Genomic DNA, 19,897 nt, shown 5'->3' on the forward strand with positions numbered 1-19,897 from the left:
TTTTATTTCACTTCTGGTTCATCGGTACGTCACGGCTTGTAAGAGGGCCTGCACCACGCCTGGCCCTCGAACGCGCAACCGCGCGCCCCCCGAGCCGTCAGGAGATTCCCGTGAACCGCATTGCCCGTTCCACGAACATGTCGCTGTCCGCGCCGTCGCTGATGCGACACAAGACGCTCTCCCTTGGTGTCGCGGCAGCGCTGCTGATCGCGCCTGGGGTGCAGGCCCGGGAAGCCGCAGCCAACGAAGTCGCTGCCGATGCAGTGCCCAGGACGGAGACAGCTACCGAGCTGGGCAGCGTGACCGTCAGTGCGCGGAAGCGCGAAGAGCGCCAGATCGATGTCCCGATTGCAATGAGCGCGATCACCGGTGAACAGATCGATGCCTTCGGCATCAGCAATGTCGCTGAAATCATCGCGATGACGCCAGGCGCTGGTTCCGTCGACAACGGGGGCGGCTTCACCCAGGTACAGATCCGCGGCGTCTCCAGCTCACTCGGCGGCAACGACAACGGTTACTACCTCGACGACATCCCGTTTACCGGGGTCAGCGTGCCGTGGTATCCCGAAGCGCGTTCCTGGGATATCGATCGGGTGGAGATCCTGAAAGGGCCACAAGGCACGCTGTTCGGCGAGGGGTCGATGGGCGGTACCGTTCGCATCCTGACCCGGAAGCCCGATTTCAATGAATTCAACGGCGCCGTTGAAGTGTCTGCGTCTTCCACCAAGGACGGCAGTGACGGCTGGGGCGGCAAGGCAACGGTCAACATCCCGCTGATCGAAGACCGGCTGGCAGCGCGTGTTGCGGTCACCGATGAGAAGCTCTCCGGTTGGACCGATGACAACGCCACCGGCGACGAAGACATCAACGAGCAGCGGGTCAAGACCGGGCGGGTGAAGCTGCGCTTTGCCCCGGTCGACCAGTGGACGATGGACCTCGCGTACTGGAAGTACAAGTCCGAAGCGCCGGGCGGCGGCAACGGTGCGCTCGATGACCTCACTACCAATTCGTTCTACAGCAATGACGATGAGTGGCATACGGCGAGTTTCGTGAGCACCTACGAATTCGAAGGCTCCCAGCTGTTCTACTCGTTCGCCGATGCAGAGCTCGACTATGCCAACGACGGCATGTTGAACCCGACCACCACCTATCTGAGCAACATCAACCTGCAGGTGCGTACGCAGGAGCTGCGCTGGTCGTCGACCGGTGATCGGCTGGTGGACTGGACGATGGGCTATTACCTGCGCGAAGCCGAGCGCAACGATTCCTCGCAGGTGGGCGGCGCGCCACCGAGCAGCTCCACCCAGACCAACGATGCGTATGCGCTGTTCGGCGAGGCGACGGTGAAACTGCCCGATCCGCGCTGGGCGGTGACCGCCGGCCTGCGCTACTTCAGCGATGACGTCGACGCGATCTCGGTATCGACCACGCGCACCTCCACGCTCAACGCCACCTTCGACAGCTGGAACCCGCGCGTTTCGCTGTCCTACAAGCCGGAACGTGACACCACGCTGTATGCCAGCGCCGCCCGCGGCTTCCGTTCCGGCCAGCTGCAGCCGATCTCGTCCATCCTGCTGGCCGAAGCCAATGGCGTGGACCTGCCTTCCACCATCCGCCCCGATTCGATCACCACCTACGAGGTGGGCGCCAAGTCGCTGTTCCTGGACGGCAGCCTGCTGGTGGAAGGCGCGCTGTTCTACAGCGACTGGAAGGATGTCGCGGTGCGTGTGCCGATCACCTCCACCATCAATGGCCTGACCAATTCCAAGGGGACCGAGAACAAAGGCGTGGAGTTGAACGTGGTGTACACCCCCACGGCGTCGCTGATGCTGCAGGTCGGTGGTGCCATCATCGATGCGACCTACGTCGCGGACGTTCCGGGCACGCCGCTCAACAAGGGCACCGATGTCTACAACGTGCCACGCAACAGCCTGTCCGCGTCGGCCGCCTACAGCTGGGATATCGCCACCGACCTGCGCGGCGTCGTGCGATCCGGCCTGGTGCATGACTCTGCCCGCGAAACCGCGCTGACCGCCGGAACCCCCGGCGATGCCATCACGATGCTCGATGCGCGTATCGGCCTGGAATCGGACAACGGCTGGTCAGCGTTCCTGTACGGCGAGAACCTGACCAACGAAGACGGTGCGCTCAACGCTCGGACCACGCTCGGCGTGGCCAACCGTCTCCGTCCGCGCACCTATGGGGTCGTCTTCCGTTACGGATTCTGAAATCCATCGCGGCCGGGTGCCTGTTGTCGCAGGCGCCGGCCGCCGCCAAGGAGAAACTTGATGAAGCGATTCACCCCCCGCTCGCTGCGGGCCTGGATGTTGGCCGCTGTTGTACTGACGTGCGCCCCCGCGGTAGCCCAGGAGATCGATGACCAATGGCTTGAGCAGCCGCATGGCGCGAAGGCGCTGGAGTGGGCGCGCGCGAAGACCGCCGCCTCCCGGCAGGCCATCCGCGGGTTGCCGGTATACGCAGCGGTGAAGGCGGAGCTGGCCAGCGCGCTGGCGACCGGCGCGGCCGAGCCGGACATCACCCTGATGGGTCCACGCGCGTTGCGCTTCCTGCGCAATGCAGCGCATCCGCACGGCCTGCTGCAGGTGGCCATGCGCGATGGCCAAGGCGTGCCGGGCGCGTGGCGGACCGTACTGGACGTAGAAAAGCTGCGCCAGGAAGAAGGCGCGCCGATGGAACTGCAGGCCTACGACTTCACCAGCAGCTGCCTGGCGCCCGCGTTCAGCCGCTGCCTGCTGCGGCTTTCCCCCGGCGGTGGCGACGAAGTGGAACTGCGCGAGTTCGACCTGGAGCAGGGGCGCTTCGTCCTCGACGGGTTCCGTACGCCGAAGGCGCGGGCCTTTGCCGAATGGCTTGGCCCCGACCAGATCATGGTGGAGTACACGGCCGAAGGGGCGCCGAAGACGCTGGCCGGCTGGCCCGCCTCGGTTCGGCTGTGGAAGCGTGGCCAGCCGCTGCGTGATGCGCGCGAGGTATACGCCGCGCAGCCGTCCGATGCGATCGTGCAGCTGTCGGCGGTGGGCGAGGGCGCGCAACGTCGCGGTGTCATCGTGCGCTCGATCAACTACTCCACCTTCGAGGTCTTCGCGGTGGGGCAGGATGGGCAACTGCAACAGGCTGCGCTGCCGCGCACGCTCAAGCCGATGGCCGTGCAGGCGTCGGTGGGGAACCAGGTGGTGGTCCAGCTGGGGGCCGATGAGGTGGTCGAGGGAACGGCCTATCCAGCCGAAACCCTGCTGGCGTGGAACACCGATCCGGCGGTCCCTGCAGGCCGCAAGGTCACGCGGATCTACACACCCGGTGGCGGTGATTACCTGGGCGGCCGCAGTGATATTGCCAGTGCCCAGGGAAAACTGGCCTTCGTGGTCAATCGCAGGCTGGTGCCCCGCGTCTTGCTGGCTACGCCGGGCGAGGCGGGCTGGACCGTGGAAGAGGCGCTCTCCGGGCGCCCGGGTGACAGCATTTCAGTGCGCGGAGGGGGGAGCTCGAAGGACGACCTGATCGTGGCCACCAACGGCTTCGTGACGCCGCGCCGGCAGGAACTGTTGCGGCCGGGAGCGCCGCCCACGCTGCTGGCCAAGGATCCCCAATGGTTCGATGAAAACAGCTACGTGACCGAAATCCGGACGGCGACCTCGCGCGACGGCACCACGGTGGATTATTACCTGCTGCAACCGAAATCGCCGGCCAGGCCCGGTCCGCAACCCCTGTTCATGACCGGCTACGGCGCGTTCGGTATTTCCTACCGGCCTGGCTATTTCGACTACACCGTGGGCGGCCCGGCGTTCAAGCTGTGGCTGGATCGGGGTGGCTCGCTGGCCATCCCGGCGATCCGCGGCGGGGGCGAGCGCGGCGAGGCCTGGCACCAGGCGGCGATCCGCAAGGACCGCCAGCGCTCCTACGATGATTTCATCGCCGTGGCCGAACAGTTGATCGCTGCTGGCTACACCACGCCCGCCCAGATCGGGGTGTTCGGCATGTCCAACGGCGGCCTGCTGTCGGCAACGCTCGGAACCCAGCGCCCGGACCTGTTCGGCGCCGTGGTGAGCGATGTGCCGCTCACCGACCTGATCCGGATGCGCCACATGGGCATGGGCGCGGCGTGGATCAACGAGTACGGTGACCCGGACAAGGCCGACGAGGCCGCTGCGATGCTGGCTTACTCGCCGATGCAGAACGTGCGCAGCCAGACCCGTTATCCGCCGTTCCTGGTGACCATCTCCACGGAAGACAACCGCGTGGGGCCGGGGCATGCGCGCAAGCTCGCTTCGCGTCTGTACGGTGTCGGCGCCCCGGTCCATTTCCTGGAGGACGAGGAGGGCGGTCACGGGGTCAGCGATGCCTTCCGCAATCCGGAGCTGATGGCGCTGCGGATGACGTTCCTGATCGATGCGTTGATGCCGACCGACTCCGGCGCGCAGTGAAGGGACGACTCCCGCCTCGCAGTCCGGGGCGGGAGTCTTCCCACTTGCGCAGGGCGCGCCACGTGCAGCGGCCGATCCAGGCCGGGCGGCGCCGCGGCTATACTCCGCCTTCATCCTCAAGGAAGCGCGATGGCCGTCCTGCTGCTTGCGATCGTGGTCATCGAAGGGATGCTGCTGCTGTCATGGTGGCGGCCGTATTGGATATGGGGCGTGCCGATGTTCCGCCGTCGCATTGCCGCACCGTACCCGGCATTGAAGGCGTTTCCGTTCCACCGCCTGGAGCGCGAAGTGGCCGCGGAGAAATGGCCGGATATGGTGTTCCGTCCGCTGGACAAGCGAAGCCATGCGTTCCGCGAAAGCTTCGGCCTGCATTTCGGCTGGCGCTACCCACCGCTGATGCGCGGCCAGATCGTGGTCGATCTGCGGCGCAGGCAGATCCAGGTCATCGGGCGCGGCAGCTGGCTGTTGATGGTCGCCGTGGTTACCGCCATTCCCGCGCTGAAGGTCGCACCCGGCGGCGTACTGGTGGTCGCCGTGGTGCTGGTTGCCAGCTATCTGGTCCAGCGCCACCGTTTCCTGGCCGTCGTCGAGGCGATACGCCGGGTGCTGGACCAGCCGGCGGCTGCCTAGCGCCCGCCCGTCAGCAACAGCCGGGCCTGGGTTCCCCAGCCGCCGATCAGGACATCGGGCCTGCCGTCGCCGTCCAGGTCGCCCTGGCCCATGCTCCAGCTGCGGCCCACGGTGATGCCCGGCACCACCGCAAGCGTGACATCGCTGAAGTGGCCGCTGCCATCGTTCTGCCAGGCGCGCAGCTGCAACGGTACGAACCCCGGCACCTGGATCGCGCCGACCAGCAGGTCCGGGTGGCCATCGTGATTGAAGTCGACCGCGGTCCCGGCCCAGCTGGAAAACGTGTGGGCGGGAAGGCGCTCGGCGGTCTCGTCGCGGAAGCGTCCCTTGCCATCGTTGACCAGCAGGCGCGTCTGCGGATCCTTGTCCCAGGCGGCATTGTTGCTGGTGATGTTGAAGAACAGGATGTCCGGGCGGCCATCGCCGGTGACGTCGGCCACGTGCACTTCGCGGGTCTCCATCGGGACCTTCAGCTCCAGCCGGTGCGACTGGTCGCTGAAGCGTCCGCGGCCATCGTTGATGAGCAGCCGGTTGGGATGTGCCGGGCTGGCCAGCACGGCGTCCAGGTCGCCGTCACCATCGATGTCGGCCAACGCCACGCCCTCGGTCTGCGCATCGCCTTGTGGCAGGTGGGTCGCGCTGGCATCGATGAAGTAGCCGGGTCGTCTGGCGTCGCCCAGGAAAAGAAGACTGCGCGACGCCTGCACAGGCGCATCGGCGCCGTGGCCGGTTTCGCCGGTGCTGCCGATGAAGATGTCAGGCAGCCCATCGCCATCCACATCGCCCACCGCCAGTCCATTGCCCTGGCTGCCGGCGGGCAGCCGCTCGCTGGCGTCGGTGAAGCCGCCCTTGCCATCGCCGAGGAACAACTGGTGCACCTCGTCGGATTCACTGATGAACACCATGTCGGCGTGGCCATCGCCGTTGAAATCCGCAGTGCGCACATGCTCGTTGTCACGCATCGTGCGGCCGAACGCATCCGGGACGTAGCGCAGCTTCCCGCTGCCATCGTTGAGGTAGAGCCGGTTGACGCCGTGTTCCACCGATACCACCACGTCGCGGTGCCCATCGCCGTTGACGTCCACGAATACCGAATCGGTCGAATGCAGGCTGGGCGCGGTCGGGACATGGGTTGCCGTGGCATCGACGAACACCGGGGAAGGGGCTTCCTTGATCAGTTCGAACGCGTCCGTGGCCGGATCACGAGGTTCTGCGCGCTGGGCGGTGGCAGCGTGCGGGGCGGCCAGCAGGACCAGGCTGGTGGCCAGCAGGGAAATCGAAAACGGTGTCGGCATGGGGTGCTCTTGCTGCAGGAACCAGCCTTGAACCTAACCGCAAAGCGGGCGCTTCTGCAAAATCGCCCCTGCATGCCACTATCATGCCCGCACGCGGCCTTGGCCAACGGAACGTATTTCAATGTCTGACATGCATCTGGTACTGCAGGAACTGTTCAAGGTCGGCCGGCTGGAGCGCCGCGAGATCACGCTGGTCGCTGCCCCGAGAACCTTCCCCATCTGGGACCGCGTGGAAAAGCTGCTGAAGATCAAGGGCCCGGAAGCCAGGACACTGACGCGCCACATGCTGTTTGACCTGTATCGGCTGTTTCCGCAGCTGAAAGGTGAGATCGAGCTGACGCGTTACATCTACACGCTGGGTACCTTCAAGCCGGCCCGCGTGCCTGCCGATGGTTACCTGCTGGCGCGGCGCTCGGAGGTCGATGGGAGTGACATCGCCATGTTCCATGCCCCGGCCGAACAGGTGCAGCAGGCGTGGGCGGATGCCTTCGCGCCCGATGCGCCCGGCGCCTACGTGTCGCGGTTCATCGCGCCGGCACTGCGGGACCGGCTGCTGACGGCCTACGGCGTGTCCGACGATGGTGGCAGTGCGTGTTTCCATGAGCTGCATCCTTACGTGCTGGCCCACCGCGACCACTACCTGAAGACCTATGGCGTGGACATCGGGACCGCGCAGGAAGCGGGCGACGCAAATGCGTGACGCGTCACGTTGATGCGCCTGGTGGCCGACGGGCGATCTCTATCTCCTGGCCATCCCAGGCCTCGCGCCGCGCCTTGTCCGGGTCATTTTCAACCCGTTCCGCACGATCCAGGATCAGCGTGGGGCGCTCCGGCAGGACATACGTCGGCCAGCTGCCGCCGGGGTCGCCGTCGCGCACGAAGGCGATCCAGTAAGTCCGCATGCGCTCGGCCAGTGCGCGCCGCTGACCGCTGAGCGGGCCGCCTCGCAGGGCGGTGAATACCACCCCGTTCAACGGCCATAGATAGGTCAGGTCCACCGCGTGCGCCGCGCCGAGCAACACGCCGCCCAGGTCAAACCGGTACACCCAGGCGCGGTGGCCGCGGGCAACGTGGCGCTCGGCGAAATGGCGCGTCGGCATCTGGAAGTTGGCATCCGTTGCCAGGTCTCTGTTTCCGGTCCGGGTGTCCGGGTACGTGGCGGCGATGCGTCCGGCAGCGGTCCTGCCCAGCAGCCAGCCGACCTGTGCCAGCAGATCGCCGCGTTCGCGCAGCAGCATGCTGCGCGCGCCGGGGAGCTCGAAGAAACGGATCTCTTCGCGCATCGCGCCGGCCAACAGGGGAATGGGCGGCGTGTCGGCCAGCCGCGCGGCGTCGAACGAAGCGGGCAGCAGCTCGCCGTCGTAGATCGGCGCGGCCGGAATCATGCCGGGGAACGACGCGGCGACCTGCGCCTGCGCATCGAGAAAACGCGCCACCGGCGCCGCTTCCAGCGCCGCGCGGCTGCCTGCATCGTCGCCCAGGATTTCCCGGTAGCGGATCGCCTGGCGCGCGGCGATGTCACGGTCGTGCAGCAGGTTGAGTGATCCGCTCTGCAGGATCGCGGCACGGAACAGCGGCTCCACGCCGCGCGCCACCAGCAGCAGCGAAACAGAGGTCGCGCCGGCGGATTCGCCGGCCACGGTCACCTTGTCCGGGTCGCCGCCGAACAGCGCGATGTGGGCGCGCACCCAGCGCAGGGCGGCGATCTGATCGTGGAGGCCACGGTTGTTTGGAATGCCCAGCGCGGAAAAGTCGCTGAAGCCGATCGCACCCAGGCGGTAGTTGAAGGTCACCACCACGATGTCGCCGCTCGCTGCCAGTTCATTGCCAACGTAGAGCGATCCCGCGCCTGTCTGGAACCCACCGCCGTGGATCCAGACCAGTACCGGCCGCCGTGCCTCATCCGCGGCGGGGGACCAGACATTCAGGAAGAACGGGTCGTCGGATTCGCTGCGCGCTCCGCCGGCTCCCTTCGCCTGTGCGGCCGTTGCCCCGAAGTCTGCACAGTCCACTGGATCGGCCGGCAGCGCTTCCACCGCAGGCAGGCCGAAGCGGCTGGCGCGTGCGTAACGGATGCCGTGCCATGCCACCACGCCGCTGCCGAGATGGCCCTGGAACGGTCCCGCCTGCAGCGCGGCGTCCGCGCCGTCGGCCGTCAACGAAGCAGCGCCCGCGGCAGCCGGGTCGGTAGCGCGGCGTACCGGTGTGGAGCAGGCGAGCAGGGGGGCAGCGGCGAGCGTCATTGCCCCGGCGCGAAGGAAGCGGCGACGTGTCGGCTGGAAGGGGTAGGGCACGCGGCAGGCTCGGAAGGGCTGTGTCCGTTACCGTAGGGCCGCTTGCGCCACGGCCACGTGAGTGCGGCCGTCGCAGGACTAGCCGCTGGTACGCGGGCTGCCGATGGCGGACGACCCAGACGACATTTTCGTTACCCGCTGCCGATGGTCGTGCACGTTGTCGCCGCTGATCCGTCTCTGCTCGGTGCCGGTCACCGTGTGCACCTTCCTGTCATTGCCAGTGACCGGCGCCGTCACCACGGCGGTCTCGCGCTCGAACGCGTGGGACTTGTCGGTATTGCGGTAATACCGGTAGAGCGTCCAGTACAACGCGGTTGCACTGGCCGGACCCAGCGCAAGCAGCGCCACGATGCCACCGCCATCACTGCTCATATCGACATTCCCAGGAACCAGAGGACCGCGCCTTCGACCACCGTCCCCACGCCCAGCGCCGCCAGCAGCAGCTTCCACTGCTGCACCGGTACGCTGCCCATGGTTTCACCCGTGCGGCCGTTCACCGCGATGTAGTGCAGCATGCCCTTGCCCCGCTGGCGATAGGAGTACAGCCACACCGGAACATACATCGACACCCAGCGCGAGCCATGCACGTCGACCTTCTCCATGTCCCAGCGCACGCCGCGGTCATAGCGCTGCACTGAAGTCTCCATCCGTGATCGCGCGATCGACAGCAGCTGGTCTTCCAGGCGCGGTCGCAGCTGCTCGATGTCCACGTCGCGCTTTTCCGACGAGTACCCCACCAGGTAGGACGCATTCCACTTCAACGCATTCTTGGTGTCGAAGGGCAGGATGGTATTGATGACGTTGTTGGTGTTGGCCTTGACGTCCAGTCGGCCACGCCGCGCCGACGATTCCAGCGGCAGGTCGTCGACGGTGAAATCGAGCTGCCGCTCCACGTGGTAGACGTCTGCGTCGTAGTAGGTTTTCTTGTTCTTCTCGGTGCCGCGCGTGTAGCGACGCGTCTCGATCTCGCCGCGGCCCACGACGCTGGCGCTGGCGTTGCTGTCCACCACCATGTAAGGCAGGTACACGCCGATGACATTCTCCGGCGTGAACTCGGTCTTGAACGCCTTCAGCGCGAAGAAGCGCCGCTTGTCGACGAACTGGCGGATGCGCGCTACCGCATCGGTCTTGCTGACCTTGAACGGCAGCACGGCATCAGGCACGGCGCCGTTGGCCACCTGTTCGTTGACCCCGAATACGTGACGGCACCAGTGGCAGCGTGCGGTCATCGTGCTCTCGGTGTTGATCGTCACTTCCGCGCCGCAGCCCGTGCACTTGAAGCTCATCAGGCTGGCGGCATCGGCGTCGATGGCGCGCGCGCCGGAGGCGATCACATCGCCGCGCAGGTCCGCGATGCCCACGCCCAGGCCGAATGCTTCCTCGATCCGGTCGCCGTGCCATTCGTTGCGACAGTACTGGCACACCAGCACATCGGTACCCAGCACGTGGCGGATATCACTGGACCCGCACTTGGGGCAGCGATTCAGCCCGTCCTTCAGCTCCGCGGCGGACGTATCCAGGGCCACCGGGTCCGGCGCCAGCAGTTCGTCGCGGATCGGTGGGGGCAGGGTGGCCGGATCCACGGCAAGGCTGCCGGGCAGCGGTGGCATGTCCTGCGGCGATCCGGGGCCGACCGGGGGAGCCGCCCCGGGCAAGGGCGGCGGCGTTCTGGGCGTGGTCATCGTTGAGGCGCCTGGCGTCTTACAGTCCCAGCGCCTTGGCTTTCAGCTTGTCGTAGTCATCCTGGGTGATGAGGCCGAGATCCAGCAGCTCCTTGGCTTTCTTCAGCTGGGTCACCGTGTCATCGGCGGCAGGCGCGACCGGTTGCTGCAGGCTGCCGGCACCGAACATCCCCGATGCCATGCCAACGCCCACCAGCCCGGCGGCACCGCCACTTTCGCCGGCCGACTGGATACCCTGCGCCACGCTGGCCTGCAGGTTGGAATTGCCGCGTGCACCCGCCAGCGCATCGGCGCGCTGCACGGTCTTGAGCAGTTCACGGGTGTTGGCGTCGTACTCGATGGAAACGATCGCGGTCTTGACGATGGCCAGGCCACGATCGGATTTCCACTGGTAACCTTGTTCAACCGCGCTGGACAAGCTCTGCGCGAAGCCCAGCGAATCCTGCTGCAGCTTGGTGATGCGGTTGCCCTTGCCGGGGTCGTTGGTATACAGGCTGAAGGCAGGCGCCAGCGAGCCGACCACCTCGCTGAACAACTGGCTGGCCGCCGCGTTGTCCAGGTCGGTGAAGTCGAAGACCTGGCCCGGCTGCAGGTAGCTGGCGGGGACGAAATTCTTCACGAACAGGATCGGGTCGATGATCTTCAGCGTGTACGAACCCCGGGTCACCGCGCCGACCTGGGTGCCGAGGAAGCCGTCATCCCAGTAGATTTCCGACTGCGTACCGAAGCGGTTGTCCGGCAGTTCCTTCAACGAAACGAAGAAGGCTGCCTGCTGCGAGCCCGGCTGGCCACCAAACTTGAAGCGTTCCCAGCTCTGCCGGATCAGCGAACTTACCAGGCCGTCACCGGCGAAGATCGACTGCGAATGGGTGTCGTCCGATTCCCAGATATAGCCGCCCGGCTCGGCGACAAAGGCGGTGACCGCGCCATCCTGCATCAGCAGCAGGCCATAGCCCTCGGGCACCACGATCTTCGAGCCGTTGCTGATGATGTTGGTCGAGGCGCTGGTGTTGGAACTTCGCCCCGCATTGGTGCCACGCGGCACCGCGGCAAACAGCGCTGCCGTGGACGGCAGTCCGTTCGGGACGGTATGGAAATCCTTCCACTGGTCGGCCAGAACACCGCCAACCGCACCTGCCACCGCCTGTCGAAGACCCATGACAATTCCCTGTTGTTCGTGGACAGGCACCACGCCCGTCGTGCTCGTTGGACTATATCAGCCGGTGTACCCGCGCGGCACGCGCTGGAATCAGGGCAGGTTGCACTGCATCTTGCCGTCCACGTAATAAGGCTTGGGCACGTTCGGGTTCTCGCTGGTCTTCTCGAACACCACCTCGAAGGAGTCCAGGTCCGGCGTCCCCTTGCGGTCGGTACAGGCGGCCTGGAGCTTCTGCTTCACCGCGGTGATTCCGGCCTCGCGGGTGGCACCGTCGGCGCTGTTGGTGAGGTTGGCGACTTCGGCGAAGGCGGCCGGGCTGGCGCCGAACAGGCAGGCGGCGATCAGGGACACGTGCAGCTTCTTCATGGACTCTCCTTGTTGGGTGGGCGATCAGTGCCCGGCCAGCAGGATAGGACGCGCGGGTTAAGGTCCCGTGGACTGCCGGGTTCCATGGGGATCTCGGCTAGACTGCCGGGCAGTCGTGCTGCGGAGTACGCAATGCCTTCCACGGTGATCGGGGCTGCCGCCCGCCAACTGGTGCAGGAAGAGTGCCTGGCCATCGCCAATGCATTGGCGTCGCGGTCGGATATCCACGTGGGCGTGCATAGCGCCCGCAAGGCGATCCGGCGTCTACGCGCGGTGCTGGCGCTGTTCGCAACCGACGAACAGCCCCTGCAACGCACCGACCGTGCGCTGCAGCGCCTGGGCCGTGGTCTTTCGGCGCTGCGCGATGCACATGTGCTGGTGGAGACCGCGCAATCGTTGCAGGCCGACGCACCATCCCCCGGCTGGGCCAGCGTCATCACGCATCTGCGTGCCCGCCGTGACGGCCTGCTGCAGCGCGCCCGTGCGCAGGATCCGGGATTCCAGAAGAAGCGGCGCGCGGTCCAGCGTGTCGGCCTGGAGCTGGATGCGCAGCGCTGGGAGCGGGTGCGCAAGGGGGATCTTCGGCGTGCCTTGGCCCGCAGCCAGCGCAGAGCGAAAAAAGCCGCCGCGCGTGCCCGCGACAGCGATGACCCGGAGGCACTGCATGACTGGCGGCGCAGGGTGCGGCGGCTGCGCATGCAGCTGGAGGTGATGGCCCGGCTGGACGGCGGGCGGGTGAAGGATCATGTAGGCAGTGACGGCGGCAAGCATGCCAAGGGTCTGCGCCGGCTGAGCGATGCGCTGGGCCGGGAGCAGGACCTGCGCCTGCTGCGCAACCAGATCCGCGCGATGCCCGGGCTGCAGGACAAAGCGCAGCTGATGGCGCTCACGCGGTGACGTTGGAGACGTGACGACCAACGGTCGTGACCCACCCTGCGCAAGCAGACGGCCAGCGGCCGTCACTACCGACGCGCGCCTTACCAATCGGTGGGCGCGTAATCCTTGAGGAACTGGCCCCACACGTGCTCGCCGGTGTTGAACCCGTGGATGATCGGATCGACGATGCGCGCAGCGCCATCCACGATGTCCAGCGGCGGATGGAAGCGCTCTTCCTGCACCTTCTTGGCCGCGATATCCGCCGGATCTTCGTCGGTCACCCAGCCGGTATCCACGCTGTTCATGTGGATGCCGTCGTTCTGGTAATCCGCCGCCGAAGTACGCGTCATCATGTTCAACGCGGCCTTGGCCATGTTGGTATGCGGATGACGGGTGGTCTTGAAGTTGCGGTAGAACTGGCCTTCCATCGCCGACACGTTGACGATGTGCTTGTCGCGCTCCGGCGTGGCCAGCATCAGCGGCTTCAGGCGCGCGTTGATGATGAACGGCGCGATCGCATTCACCAGCTGGGTTTCCAGCAGCTCCACCGACGGTACTTCGGCCATCAGCAGGCGCCAGGAATTGCGACCCCGCAGATCGACCTGCTGCAGATCCTGGTCCAGCCGGCCTTCCGGGAACAGATGCTGCTGGCCCACCAGCTCGTCTTCCAGCAGGGCCACCTGGGACAGCTCGGCGGCACGGGTCAGGCCATCGGCGCCGTTCAGGCCGCGGTCCTGCACCGCCGGCAGGGCGATCGCCGAGGCATCACTCAGCAGCTCCGCGCTGCGCAGGCCCTCGTACTGACCTACCAGGCTGCGCACCGTTTCGGGCAGCTCGTGCAATGCAGCCGTCTCGCCGGCCATCATGTGCGCGTAGAACTGCGGCGGGCGGCGCACCGTCTGGCAGGCGTTGTTGATGATGAAATCCAGCCGCTTGCGGGTCGCCAGCAACTCGCTGCAGAAGGCTTCCACGCTCGGGGTGTGGCGAAGGTCCAGCCCGTAGACCTGCAGGCGATGGCCCCACACCGCGAAATCCGGTTCTTCGGCGTAACGGGCAGCTGAGTCGCGCGGGAAGCGCGTGGTGACGATCAGCTCGGCGCCGGCGCGCAGCAGCTTCAGGCCGGCCTGGTAGCCGATCTTGACCCGCCCGCCGGTGAGCAGCGCGACGCGGCCGTGCAGGTCGGCGGTCTCGGTCCGCTTGTGGAAGTTCAGCTCGGCGCAGGCCGGGCACATCTGGTCGTAGAAATGATGCAGCTGGGTGAACTTCTGCTTGCACACGTAGCAGTGGCGCAGTTCCGGGGAATGCACGGGCTCGGCAGCCGCTTCCGCGCCTTCGCCGTTGCGGGCATCGTACAGTCCGGGGGCATGCGGCGGGAAGTAATTCGGGGTACTGAAGACGGGCTTGCGGCGCAGGGTCCGGATACCGGTCTGTTCCAGCAGGGCTTCGGCCTTGCGCACTTTTTCCTGGTGGCGGACCTTGGCCTGCTGCTTGAGCATCGCCCGGCGTGCCTTGGGTTCGGGGTGGTAAACCTTGGCAACCACCTGGTGCAGGCGAACGCGGTCGGCTTCGGGCAGCGCATCCAGCACGCTGCGGTCGGCTTCGATGGCCTCCAGCAGGTCCAGCGCGGCGCGCAGGCGGTCGGTCAGGGGCTGTTCGTCGGCCACGGGCGCGGCGGGTGGGGCGGTGGTAGTCACATCGAATCCGGAAGGAACGGCACTAGGCCAGGAATGGACAGCAGAGCGGTGACCGGCTCGATGCGGGTCCATGCTGTTGCGGGCCGGGCAGGGCCCGGACGGGGGCCATTGTCCCTGATCGGTGGGGGCGGATGCCAGCGGGGCGGCATCACCGCGGCTACCCAGGGGGGGGCGCCACTCAGCCTGCGGGTTGCGTGGCACCCTTGTGGACGTTCTTGTCCGGCTCCTGGGGGGCGTCCGGATTGCCATTGCGGGCAAGCCATATGCACGACGGGCCCAGGATGGCCAGGATGCCAACGATCACGATCAGCAGCATCTTCGTGCTCTTTTTCATTCAAACCCCTCGCGTGCGGACATTCAGCCGAGCATAGGCGGATTGGCGTCGTTCGCATGTGTTTCCCGCGGCCGGTGCGGACGTCGCCTCGACGCCCGCCCGGTTGCTGGCGCTTACTTCGGCATCAGTACCGTATCAACGACATGGACGACGCCGTTGGACTGCATGACATCGGCCGTGCTGACCGACGCCTTGCCGCCCTTGGCGTCGACGATCCACAGCTTGCCCTCGTGCAGCTTGAAGGTGAGCGGTTCGCCCTGGACCGTCTTCAGCGTGGCGGTGCCGCCCTGCTGGGTGGCCGCTGCGGTCAACTGGGCAGCGGTGTGCACGCCCGGCACCACGTGGTAGGTCAGGATCCTGGTCAGGGCTGCCTTGTTTTCCGGCTTGACCAGGGTGTCCACGATGCCGGCTGGCAGCTTGTTGAAGGCGGCGTTGGTGGGCGCGAACACGGTGAACGGCCCGGCACCGTTGAGGGTATCCACCAGTCCGGCTGCCTTGACCGCGGCGACCAGCGTGGTGTGGTCCTTGGACGCACTGGCGTTTTCCACGATGGTCTTGGCCGGATACATCAACGCACCGCCGACCGTTGGCGGATCGGCGGCGAAGGTGGGGGCCGCGAGGGCACCAAGAACGACGAGGCTGGTGGCGAAAGCGATCTTCTTGAAAGTAGCTTGCACGTTGCTTCTCCTGTTCGTCCCCGGAATGGGGGTACTGAAGGTACGCAGCCGACAGCGGGCTGGATGCAGCCGGCTGGTTTTTCTTTCAAGGATGAGGAAGACGTGAACATCGCACCCCTGATGCACGCTTCGAAGTGCCGCAGTCCAAGGGGCTGGGCGAGAATAGGCGCCGTTTTGCGTGATGCAGGGTGTTGTGCGTTGTATGTGCAGGTTGGTCGTGATGTTCGTTGTACTTGTCATTCCCCCGTGGGCGCTCGCCGCGCCCATCGAAATCGCGGGCCGTGCCACGGTGGTCGACGGTGACACCCTTGCGGTCAACCAGAAGCGGGTAAGGCTATGGGGAATCGATGCGCCCGAGAGCGCGCAGCAGTGCGCGGACTCGCGGGGCAGGTCATGGCCCTGTGGGCGTCGGGCCGCCAATGCGCTGGATGGGCACCTGCAGGGCAGGACGGTGCGCTGCGTGCAGCGCGATGTGGATCGCTATGGCAGGTCGGTCGCCGAGTGCTTCGTCCAGGGCGAATCGGTGAACGCCTGGATGGTTCGATCCGGCTGGGCCGTGGCTTACCGGGAATACGCCACGGCTTACGTCGGTGCAGAACAGCAGGCCAAGGCAGGCAAGCGCAACCTGTGGCAGGGGGCGTTCCAGATGCCGGCCGACTACCGCCGCGCACAGCGTGCAGTGCACGCCGGCGCGACCGGGACCGCGCGCGCGCCGACCAGCGGTTGCCGCATCAAAGGCAATATCTCCAGTGCGGGCGCGAAGATCTTCCACATGCCGGGGCAGCGCGATTACGCGCAGACGCGGATCCAGCCGGAAAGTGGTGAGCGCTATTTCTGTTCCGCGGACGAAGCGCGTGCGGCAGGATGGCGCGCGGCGAAGCGGTAGCGTGCGCCGCCGGCGTGGGCCGCAATCGTGCTGCGCCGCAGCGATCAGCACGGTATCACGGGCGCCGCGGCCACGTCCTGCAAGGGTTTGCGCGCGGCATGGGGCAACAGGTTTGACAGCGCTGTCAATCAGGACATAGAAACGTCCAGCGTCGCCGGCAGCTGCGGCCTGTGCCAGCGCTACCTGTTCTGATCCGAATGGAGTCCACTGATCGTGAAACCCTTCAAGCCCCTGCTGCTGTGTGTTGCCCTGGCACTGGCCTGCGGCACTGCAGCCCATGCGGCCACGCCGGCCGGCCAGATCCACCCGTCGCAATGGCCGCAGCCGACCTGGCCGCTGGCCACCGACCCGGCCATCGAGCGTCGCATCGACGCGCTGATGGCCACGATGAGCGTGGAGGAAAAGGTCGGCCAGATCGTGCAGGGCGACATCGGCAGCATCACCCCGGAAGAGGTGAAGAAGTATCGCCTGGGCTCGGTGCTGGCCGGCGGCGGATCCGATCCGGGTGGGCGTTACAACGCCAGGCCGGCGGAGTGGTTGGCCCTGGCCGATGCCTACTGGGAAGCGTCGATGGATACCAGCGGGGGTGGTCATGCGATCCCGATCATCTGGGGCATCGACGCGATGCACGGGCAGAGCAATGTGGTGGGTGCCACCTTGTTCCCGCACAACATCGGACTGGGCGCGACGCGCAACCCGGAGCTGCTGCGCGAGATCGCCCGCATCACCGCGGCCGAAACCCGCACCACCGGCATGGAATGGACCTTCGCACCGACCGTTGCCGTGCCCCAGGACGATCGCTGGGGTCGGGCGTATGAAGGCTATTCCGAGGATCCGGCGCTGGTTGCCAGCTATGCCGGTGTGTTCGTGGAAGGCTTGCAGGGCAAGGCTGGCGCTGCCGACTTTCTGGACGACCACCACGTGATGACCACGGTCAAGCATTTCCTGGGTGACGGCGGCACCACCAATGGCAAGGACCAGGGCGATACAACGGTCACCGAAGCGCAGTTGCGCGACATCCACGCCGCAGGCTACGTGCCCGCCATCGCAGCCGGCGCACAGTCGGTGATGGCCTCGTTCAACAGCTTCCATGGCGAGAAGATGCACGGCCACAAGCCGCTGATGACCGATGTGCTGAAAGGCCGGATGAATTTCGGTGGCTTCGTGGTCGGTGACTGGAACGGCCATGGCCAGGTCAAGGGCTGCACCAACACCGACTGCGCGCAGACCTATATCGCCGGCATGGACATGGCGATGGCCCCGGACACCTGGAAGGGCCTGTATGAAAGCACCGTCAAGCACGTCAAGGACGGTACCTTGCCAATGGCACGGCTGGACGATGCGGTGCGCCGGATCCTGCTGGCCAAGATGCGCATGGGGCTGTTCGAAAAGCCCAAGCCGTCCGCGCGTGCGCTCGGTGGCAGGTTCGAACTGCTGGGATCGCCGGAGCACCGGGCCGTAGCGCGGCAGGCCGTGCGTGAATCTCTGGTGCTGCTGAAGAACCAGGATGGCCTGTTGCCGCTGTCACCGAAGCAGCGCGTGCTGGTTGCAGGCGATGGTGCCGACAACATGACCAAGCAGACCGGCGGCTGGACGCTGACCTGGCAGGGTGACGGCACCAAGCGCGACGACTTTCCCAACGCCGACACCCTGTGGGATGGCCTGAAATCGCAGGTGCAGGCAGCCGGCGGCAAGGCCGAACTGGCCGTGGACGGTGCGTACACCAGCAAGCCGGACGTGGCGATCGTGGTGTTTGGCGAAGACCCCTACGCCGAGTTCCAGGGGGATCTGCCGGACCTGATGTTCAAGGGCGGCCGCTCGGGTGATCTGGAACTGATCCGCAAGCTGAAAGCCGACGGCATTCCGGTCGTGGCGGTGTTCATCAGCGGGCGTCCGCTGTGGTTGAACCGCGAGATCAATGCCGCCGACGCCTTCGTCGCCGCCTGGTTGCCGGGATCCGAAGGCGGGGGCGTGGCCGATGTGCTGCTGCGCGGTGCCAACGGCAGGCCGCAGCACGATTTCAGCGGCAAGCTCAGTTTTTCCTGGCCGCGCCGTGCCGACCAGTACGCCAACAACGTGGGCCAGCCGGGCTACGACCCGCAGTTCGCATTCGGTTACGGTCTTACCTATGCGGACAAGGGCAACCTGCCGCCGCTTTCCGAAGAGCCGGGCATCGACCCGTCCAAGTCGCGCACCAGCACCTGGTTCGACCGCGGCGTGGCCGCGACCGGCCTGACCCTGCGCCTGACCGGGGCTGACGGTGAGGCGATGGACATCGTGCACCCCAGCGCGACCACGCCCGACGGGTCGCTTGCGATGGCGGCGATCAACACGGACGTGCAGGAAGGCGGGCGCCAGTTCACGTTCAGCGGTAAGGGACTGGTTGAGCTGAGGTCCAACGCGCCACTGGATCTTGATCGCGAGACCAACGGCGACGTTTTCGTGATTTCCACGTTGCGGGTGGATGCGCTGCCCGCCGGTGCGCCGGTCAGCTACCTGGCAACGAGCGGAAAAACCACGCGTGGGGAGATTTCGATCGCCCAGGCACTGGCGTCAGCCAAGGTCGGCGAGTGGACGCGCGTGGGCGTTCCGCTGCGCTGCCTGCGCAGTGCCGGGGTGGACATGAAGAACGTCGAGATCCCGATGGCGCTGCAGGCAGGGCAGGGCGTACGCCTGTCGCTGGCGAAGGTCGCCATTGGAACCGACTACGACCAGAAAGTGACCTGCGGCGGGTGATGCGCACGCCCTGGTATCCGCCGACCATGGGTCGGCGCTACCTTGAACGCGTACGGACCTGTGAACGCGCACGGATCCGGTGCATCGCTCACGCGTTGCTGCGCTCGGCGCATCGGGCAATCAGCGCGGCACTGCCCACGGCGATCGCATCCTCCACCGCGCCGGTCGGCGTCTGACCGTAACGTGCGATCGCACGCATGCGCAGGTTGAAGGTCAGGTAAGCCATGCCGACGGCGGTGCCGGCGCCCAGCAGCGCGCCGACACCACGCTGGCGGTGCGGGGCAAGCGCGGCGCCGGCGATCATGCCGGTCGCTACGCGGGCCACCATGCCGGCCGGAACGATCCGGTCCGGGGCCGTTTTCATCTTGTCGCCAAGCAGTTCGCCGCCCGCCAACGCCAACATGCCGGCCGACGCCAGCGGATTGGACAGCAGGCGCGGCGCCCCGTTGTCAGCAGGCAGGGTGCCGGTGCGGGCTGCGTTGGTCACCGCGGCGAGCGGGGTCATGGCGCGCATGCCGGCAACGGCGCCCATCAATATCGAGTGGATCAGGGCCATACAGGGTCCTCAGGGCTTCGGGGGCTTTTCGTAATCGTCGGGCGTGGCCGTGTGCTCGGACTCCGGCATGTCCTTGTCTTTCCATCGCGCATCATCATTGCGGTGCTTGTCGGGGGTGTCCGGCTTGTCCTGGTCGGCGACATCGGCGCCGGGATTGATCGGTTGCTTGGTCATGGTCAGCTCCGTGCAGCGTGTGTCCCTGCCGCGATGGCAGGGATCCCCGCGCTACTGGAACATGCGCGAGGGCAGGTGAGCGCGGTGTCCCCGGCG

General features: G+C 66.5%; 18 protein-coding genes. 7 read left to right on the forward strand and 11 right to left on the reverse strand.

The features are described from left to right. The first annotated feature begins 110 nt into the window (after positions 1-110). The 3 genes from RTX79_RS02800 to RTX79_RS02810 all read left to right on the forward strand — a co-directional run bounded on the left by RTX79_RS02800 (position 111) and on the right by RTX79_RS02810 (position 5,072). Positions 111-2,228 carry a TonB-dependent receptor gene (locus RTX79_RS02800; RefSeq protein WP_312681646.1) on the forward strand — a complete coding sequence of 706 codons (2,118 nt, stop codon included), beginning with the start codon at positions 111-113 and terminating at the stop codon, positions 2,226-2,228. A 60-nt stretch (positions 2,229-2,288) separates the two neighbouring features. Further along, positions 2,289-4,442 carry a prolyl oligopeptidase family serine peptidase gene (locus RTX79_RS02805; protein ID WP_312681648.1) on the forward strand — a complete coding sequence of 718 codons (2,154 nt, stop codon included), beginning with the start codon at positions 2,289-2,291 and terminating at the stop codon, positions 4,440-4,442. A gap of 129 nt (positions 4,443-4,571) precedes the next feature. Then, complete coding sequence (locus RTX79_RS02810; RefSeq protein WP_312681650.1) at positions 4,572-5,072, forward strand: hypothetical protein; 501 nt, start codon at positions 4,572-4,574, stop codon at positions 5,070-5,072. Here the strand turns inward: RTX79_RS02810 and RTX79_RS02815 are convergent. Then, the gene (locus tag RTX79_RS02815; RefSeq protein ID WP_312681652.1) at positions 5,069-6,367 is read right to left on the reverse strand and encodes an FG-GAP repeat domain-containing protein; all 1,299 of its coding nucleotides are present in this window, start codon (positions 6,365-6,367) and stop codon (positions 5,069-5,071) included. The genes RTX79_RS02810 and RTX79_RS02815 overlap by 4 nt on opposite strands. 121 nt (positions 6,368-6,488) lie before the next feature. On the opposite strand from RTX79_RS02815, the gene RTX79_RS02820 reads away from it, so the two are divergent. Next, the gene (locus tag RTX79_RS02820) at positions 6,489-7,067 is read left to right on the forward strand and encodes a hypothetical protein (RefSeq protein WP_312681654.1); all 579 of its coding nucleotides are present in this window, start codon (positions 6,489-6,491) and stop codon (positions 7,065-7,067) included. Positions 7,068-7,071: 4 nt separating this feature from the next. Here RTX79_RS02820 and RTX79_RS02825 read toward each other — a convergent pair whose 3' ends face one another. The 5 genes from RTX79_RS02825 to RTX79_RS02845 all read right to left on the reverse strand — a co-directional run bounded on the left by RTX79_RS02825 (position 7,072) and on the right by RTX79_RS02845 (position 11,868). Continuing rightward, complete coding sequence (locus tag RTX79_RS02825) at positions 7,072-8,610, reverse strand: carboxylesterase/lipase family protein (RefSeq protein WP_312681655.1); 1,539 nt, start codon at positions 8,608-8,610, stop codon at positions 7,072-7,074. A 129-nt stretch (positions 8,611-8,739) separates the two neighbouring features. Then, entirely contained in the window at positions 8,740-9,033 is a 294-nt protein-coding gene (locus tag RTX79_RS02830) for a hypothetical protein (protein WP_312681656.1), read from the reverse strand. Beyond that, positions 9,030-10,343: a TFIIB-type zinc ribbon-containing protein gene (locus RTX79_RS02835; protein WP_312681657.1), complete on the reverse strand. Its 1,314-nt coding sequence runs from the start codon at positions 10,341-10,343 to the stop codon at positions 9,030-9,032. The genes RTX79_RS02830 and RTX79_RS02835 overlap by 4 nt, the downstream gene beginning before the upstream one ends. Positions 10,344-10,362: 19 nt before the next feature. After that, a complete protein-coding gene (locus RTX79_RS02840; RefSeq protein ID WP_312681659.1) occupies positions 10,363-11,502 on the reverse strand; it encodes an SPFH domain-containing protein in 1,140 nt (379 codons plus the stop codon). A gap of 90 nt (positions 11,503-11,592) precedes the next feature. After that, the gene (locus RTX79_RS02845) at positions 11,593-11,868 is read right to left on the reverse strand and encodes a hypothetical protein (RefSeq protein ID WP_123699149.1); all 276 of its coding nucleotides are present in this window, start codon (positions 11,866-11,868) and stop codon (positions 11,593-11,595) included. Between the two features lie 132 nt (positions 11,869-12,000). Here RTX79_RS02845 and RTX79_RS02850 point away from each other — a divergent pair, with 132 nt between their 5' ends. Next, positions 12,001-12,765, forward strand: a complete 765-nt coding sequence (locus tag RTX79_RS02850) for a CHAD domain-containing protein (protein WP_312681662.1) — start codon at positions 12,001-12,003, stop codon at positions 12,763-12,765. Positions 12,766-12,845: 80 nt separating this feature from the next. On the opposite strand, the gene RTX79_RS02855 is transcribed toward RTX79_RS02850, so the two are convergent. From RTX79_RS02855 to RTX79_RS02865, 3 genes are all read right to left on the reverse strand, one after another. After that, a complete protein-coding gene (locus RTX79_RS02855) occupies positions 12,846-14,438 on the reverse strand; it encodes an SDR family oxidoreductase (RefSeq protein ID WP_312681664.1) in 1,593 nt (530 codons plus the stop codon). 178 nt (positions 14,439-14,616) lie between these two features. Further along, entirely contained in the window at positions 14,617-14,754 is a 138-nt protein-coding gene (locus tag RTX79_RS02860) for a hypothetical protein (RefSeq protein ID WP_312681666.1), read from the reverse strand. 131 nt (positions 14,755-14,885) lie between these two features. Next, on the reverse strand, positions 14,886-15,449 hold the full coding sequence (locus tag RTX79_RS02865; protein ID WP_312681668.1) for a fasciclin domain-containing protein: 564 nt from the start codon (positions 15,447-15,449) through the stop codon (positions 14,886-14,888). Between the two features lie 202 nt (positions 15,450-15,651). On the opposite strand from RTX79_RS02865, the gene RTX79_RS02870 reads away from it, so the two are divergent. Beyond that, entirely contained in the window at positions 15,652-16,335 is a 684-nt protein-coding gene (locus tag RTX79_RS02870; protein WP_428695951.1) for a thermonuclease family protein, read from the forward strand. A gap of 213 nt (positions 16,336-16,548) precedes the next feature. After that, positions 16,549-19,071 carry a glycoside hydrolase family 3 protein gene (locus tag RTX79_RS02875; protein ID WP_312681669.1) on the forward strand — a complete coding sequence of 841 codons (2,523 nt, stop codon included), beginning with the start codon at positions 16,549-16,551 and terminating at the stop codon, positions 19,069-19,071. Between the two features lie 88 nt (positions 19,072-19,159). Here RTX79_RS02875 and RTX79_RS02880 read toward each other — a convergent pair whose 3' ends face one another. Both RTX79_RS02880 and RTX79_RS02885 read right to left on the reverse strand, forming a co-directional pair. After that, on the reverse strand, positions 19,160-19,627 hold the full coding sequence (locus RTX79_RS02880) for a DUF4126 family protein (RefSeq protein ID WP_312681671.1): 468 nt from the start codon (positions 19,625-19,627) through the stop codon (positions 19,160-19,162). Between the two features lie 9 nt (positions 19,628-19,636). Continuing rightward, positions 19,637-19,801 (reverse strand): hypothetical protein, encoded by a 165-nt coding sequence (locus RTX79_RS02885; protein WP_170184001.1) that lies wholly within the window; start codon positions 19,799-19,801, stop codon positions 19,637-19,639. Between the last annotated feature and the right edge of the window lie 96 nt (positions 19,802-19,897).

It is taken from the genome of Stenotrophomonas chelatiphaga (assembly GCF_032054965.1).
Taxonomy (GTDB): Bacteria; Pseudomonadota; Gammaproteobacteria; order Xanthomonadales; family Xanthomonadaceae; genus Stenotrophomonas; species Stenotrophomonas chelatiphaga.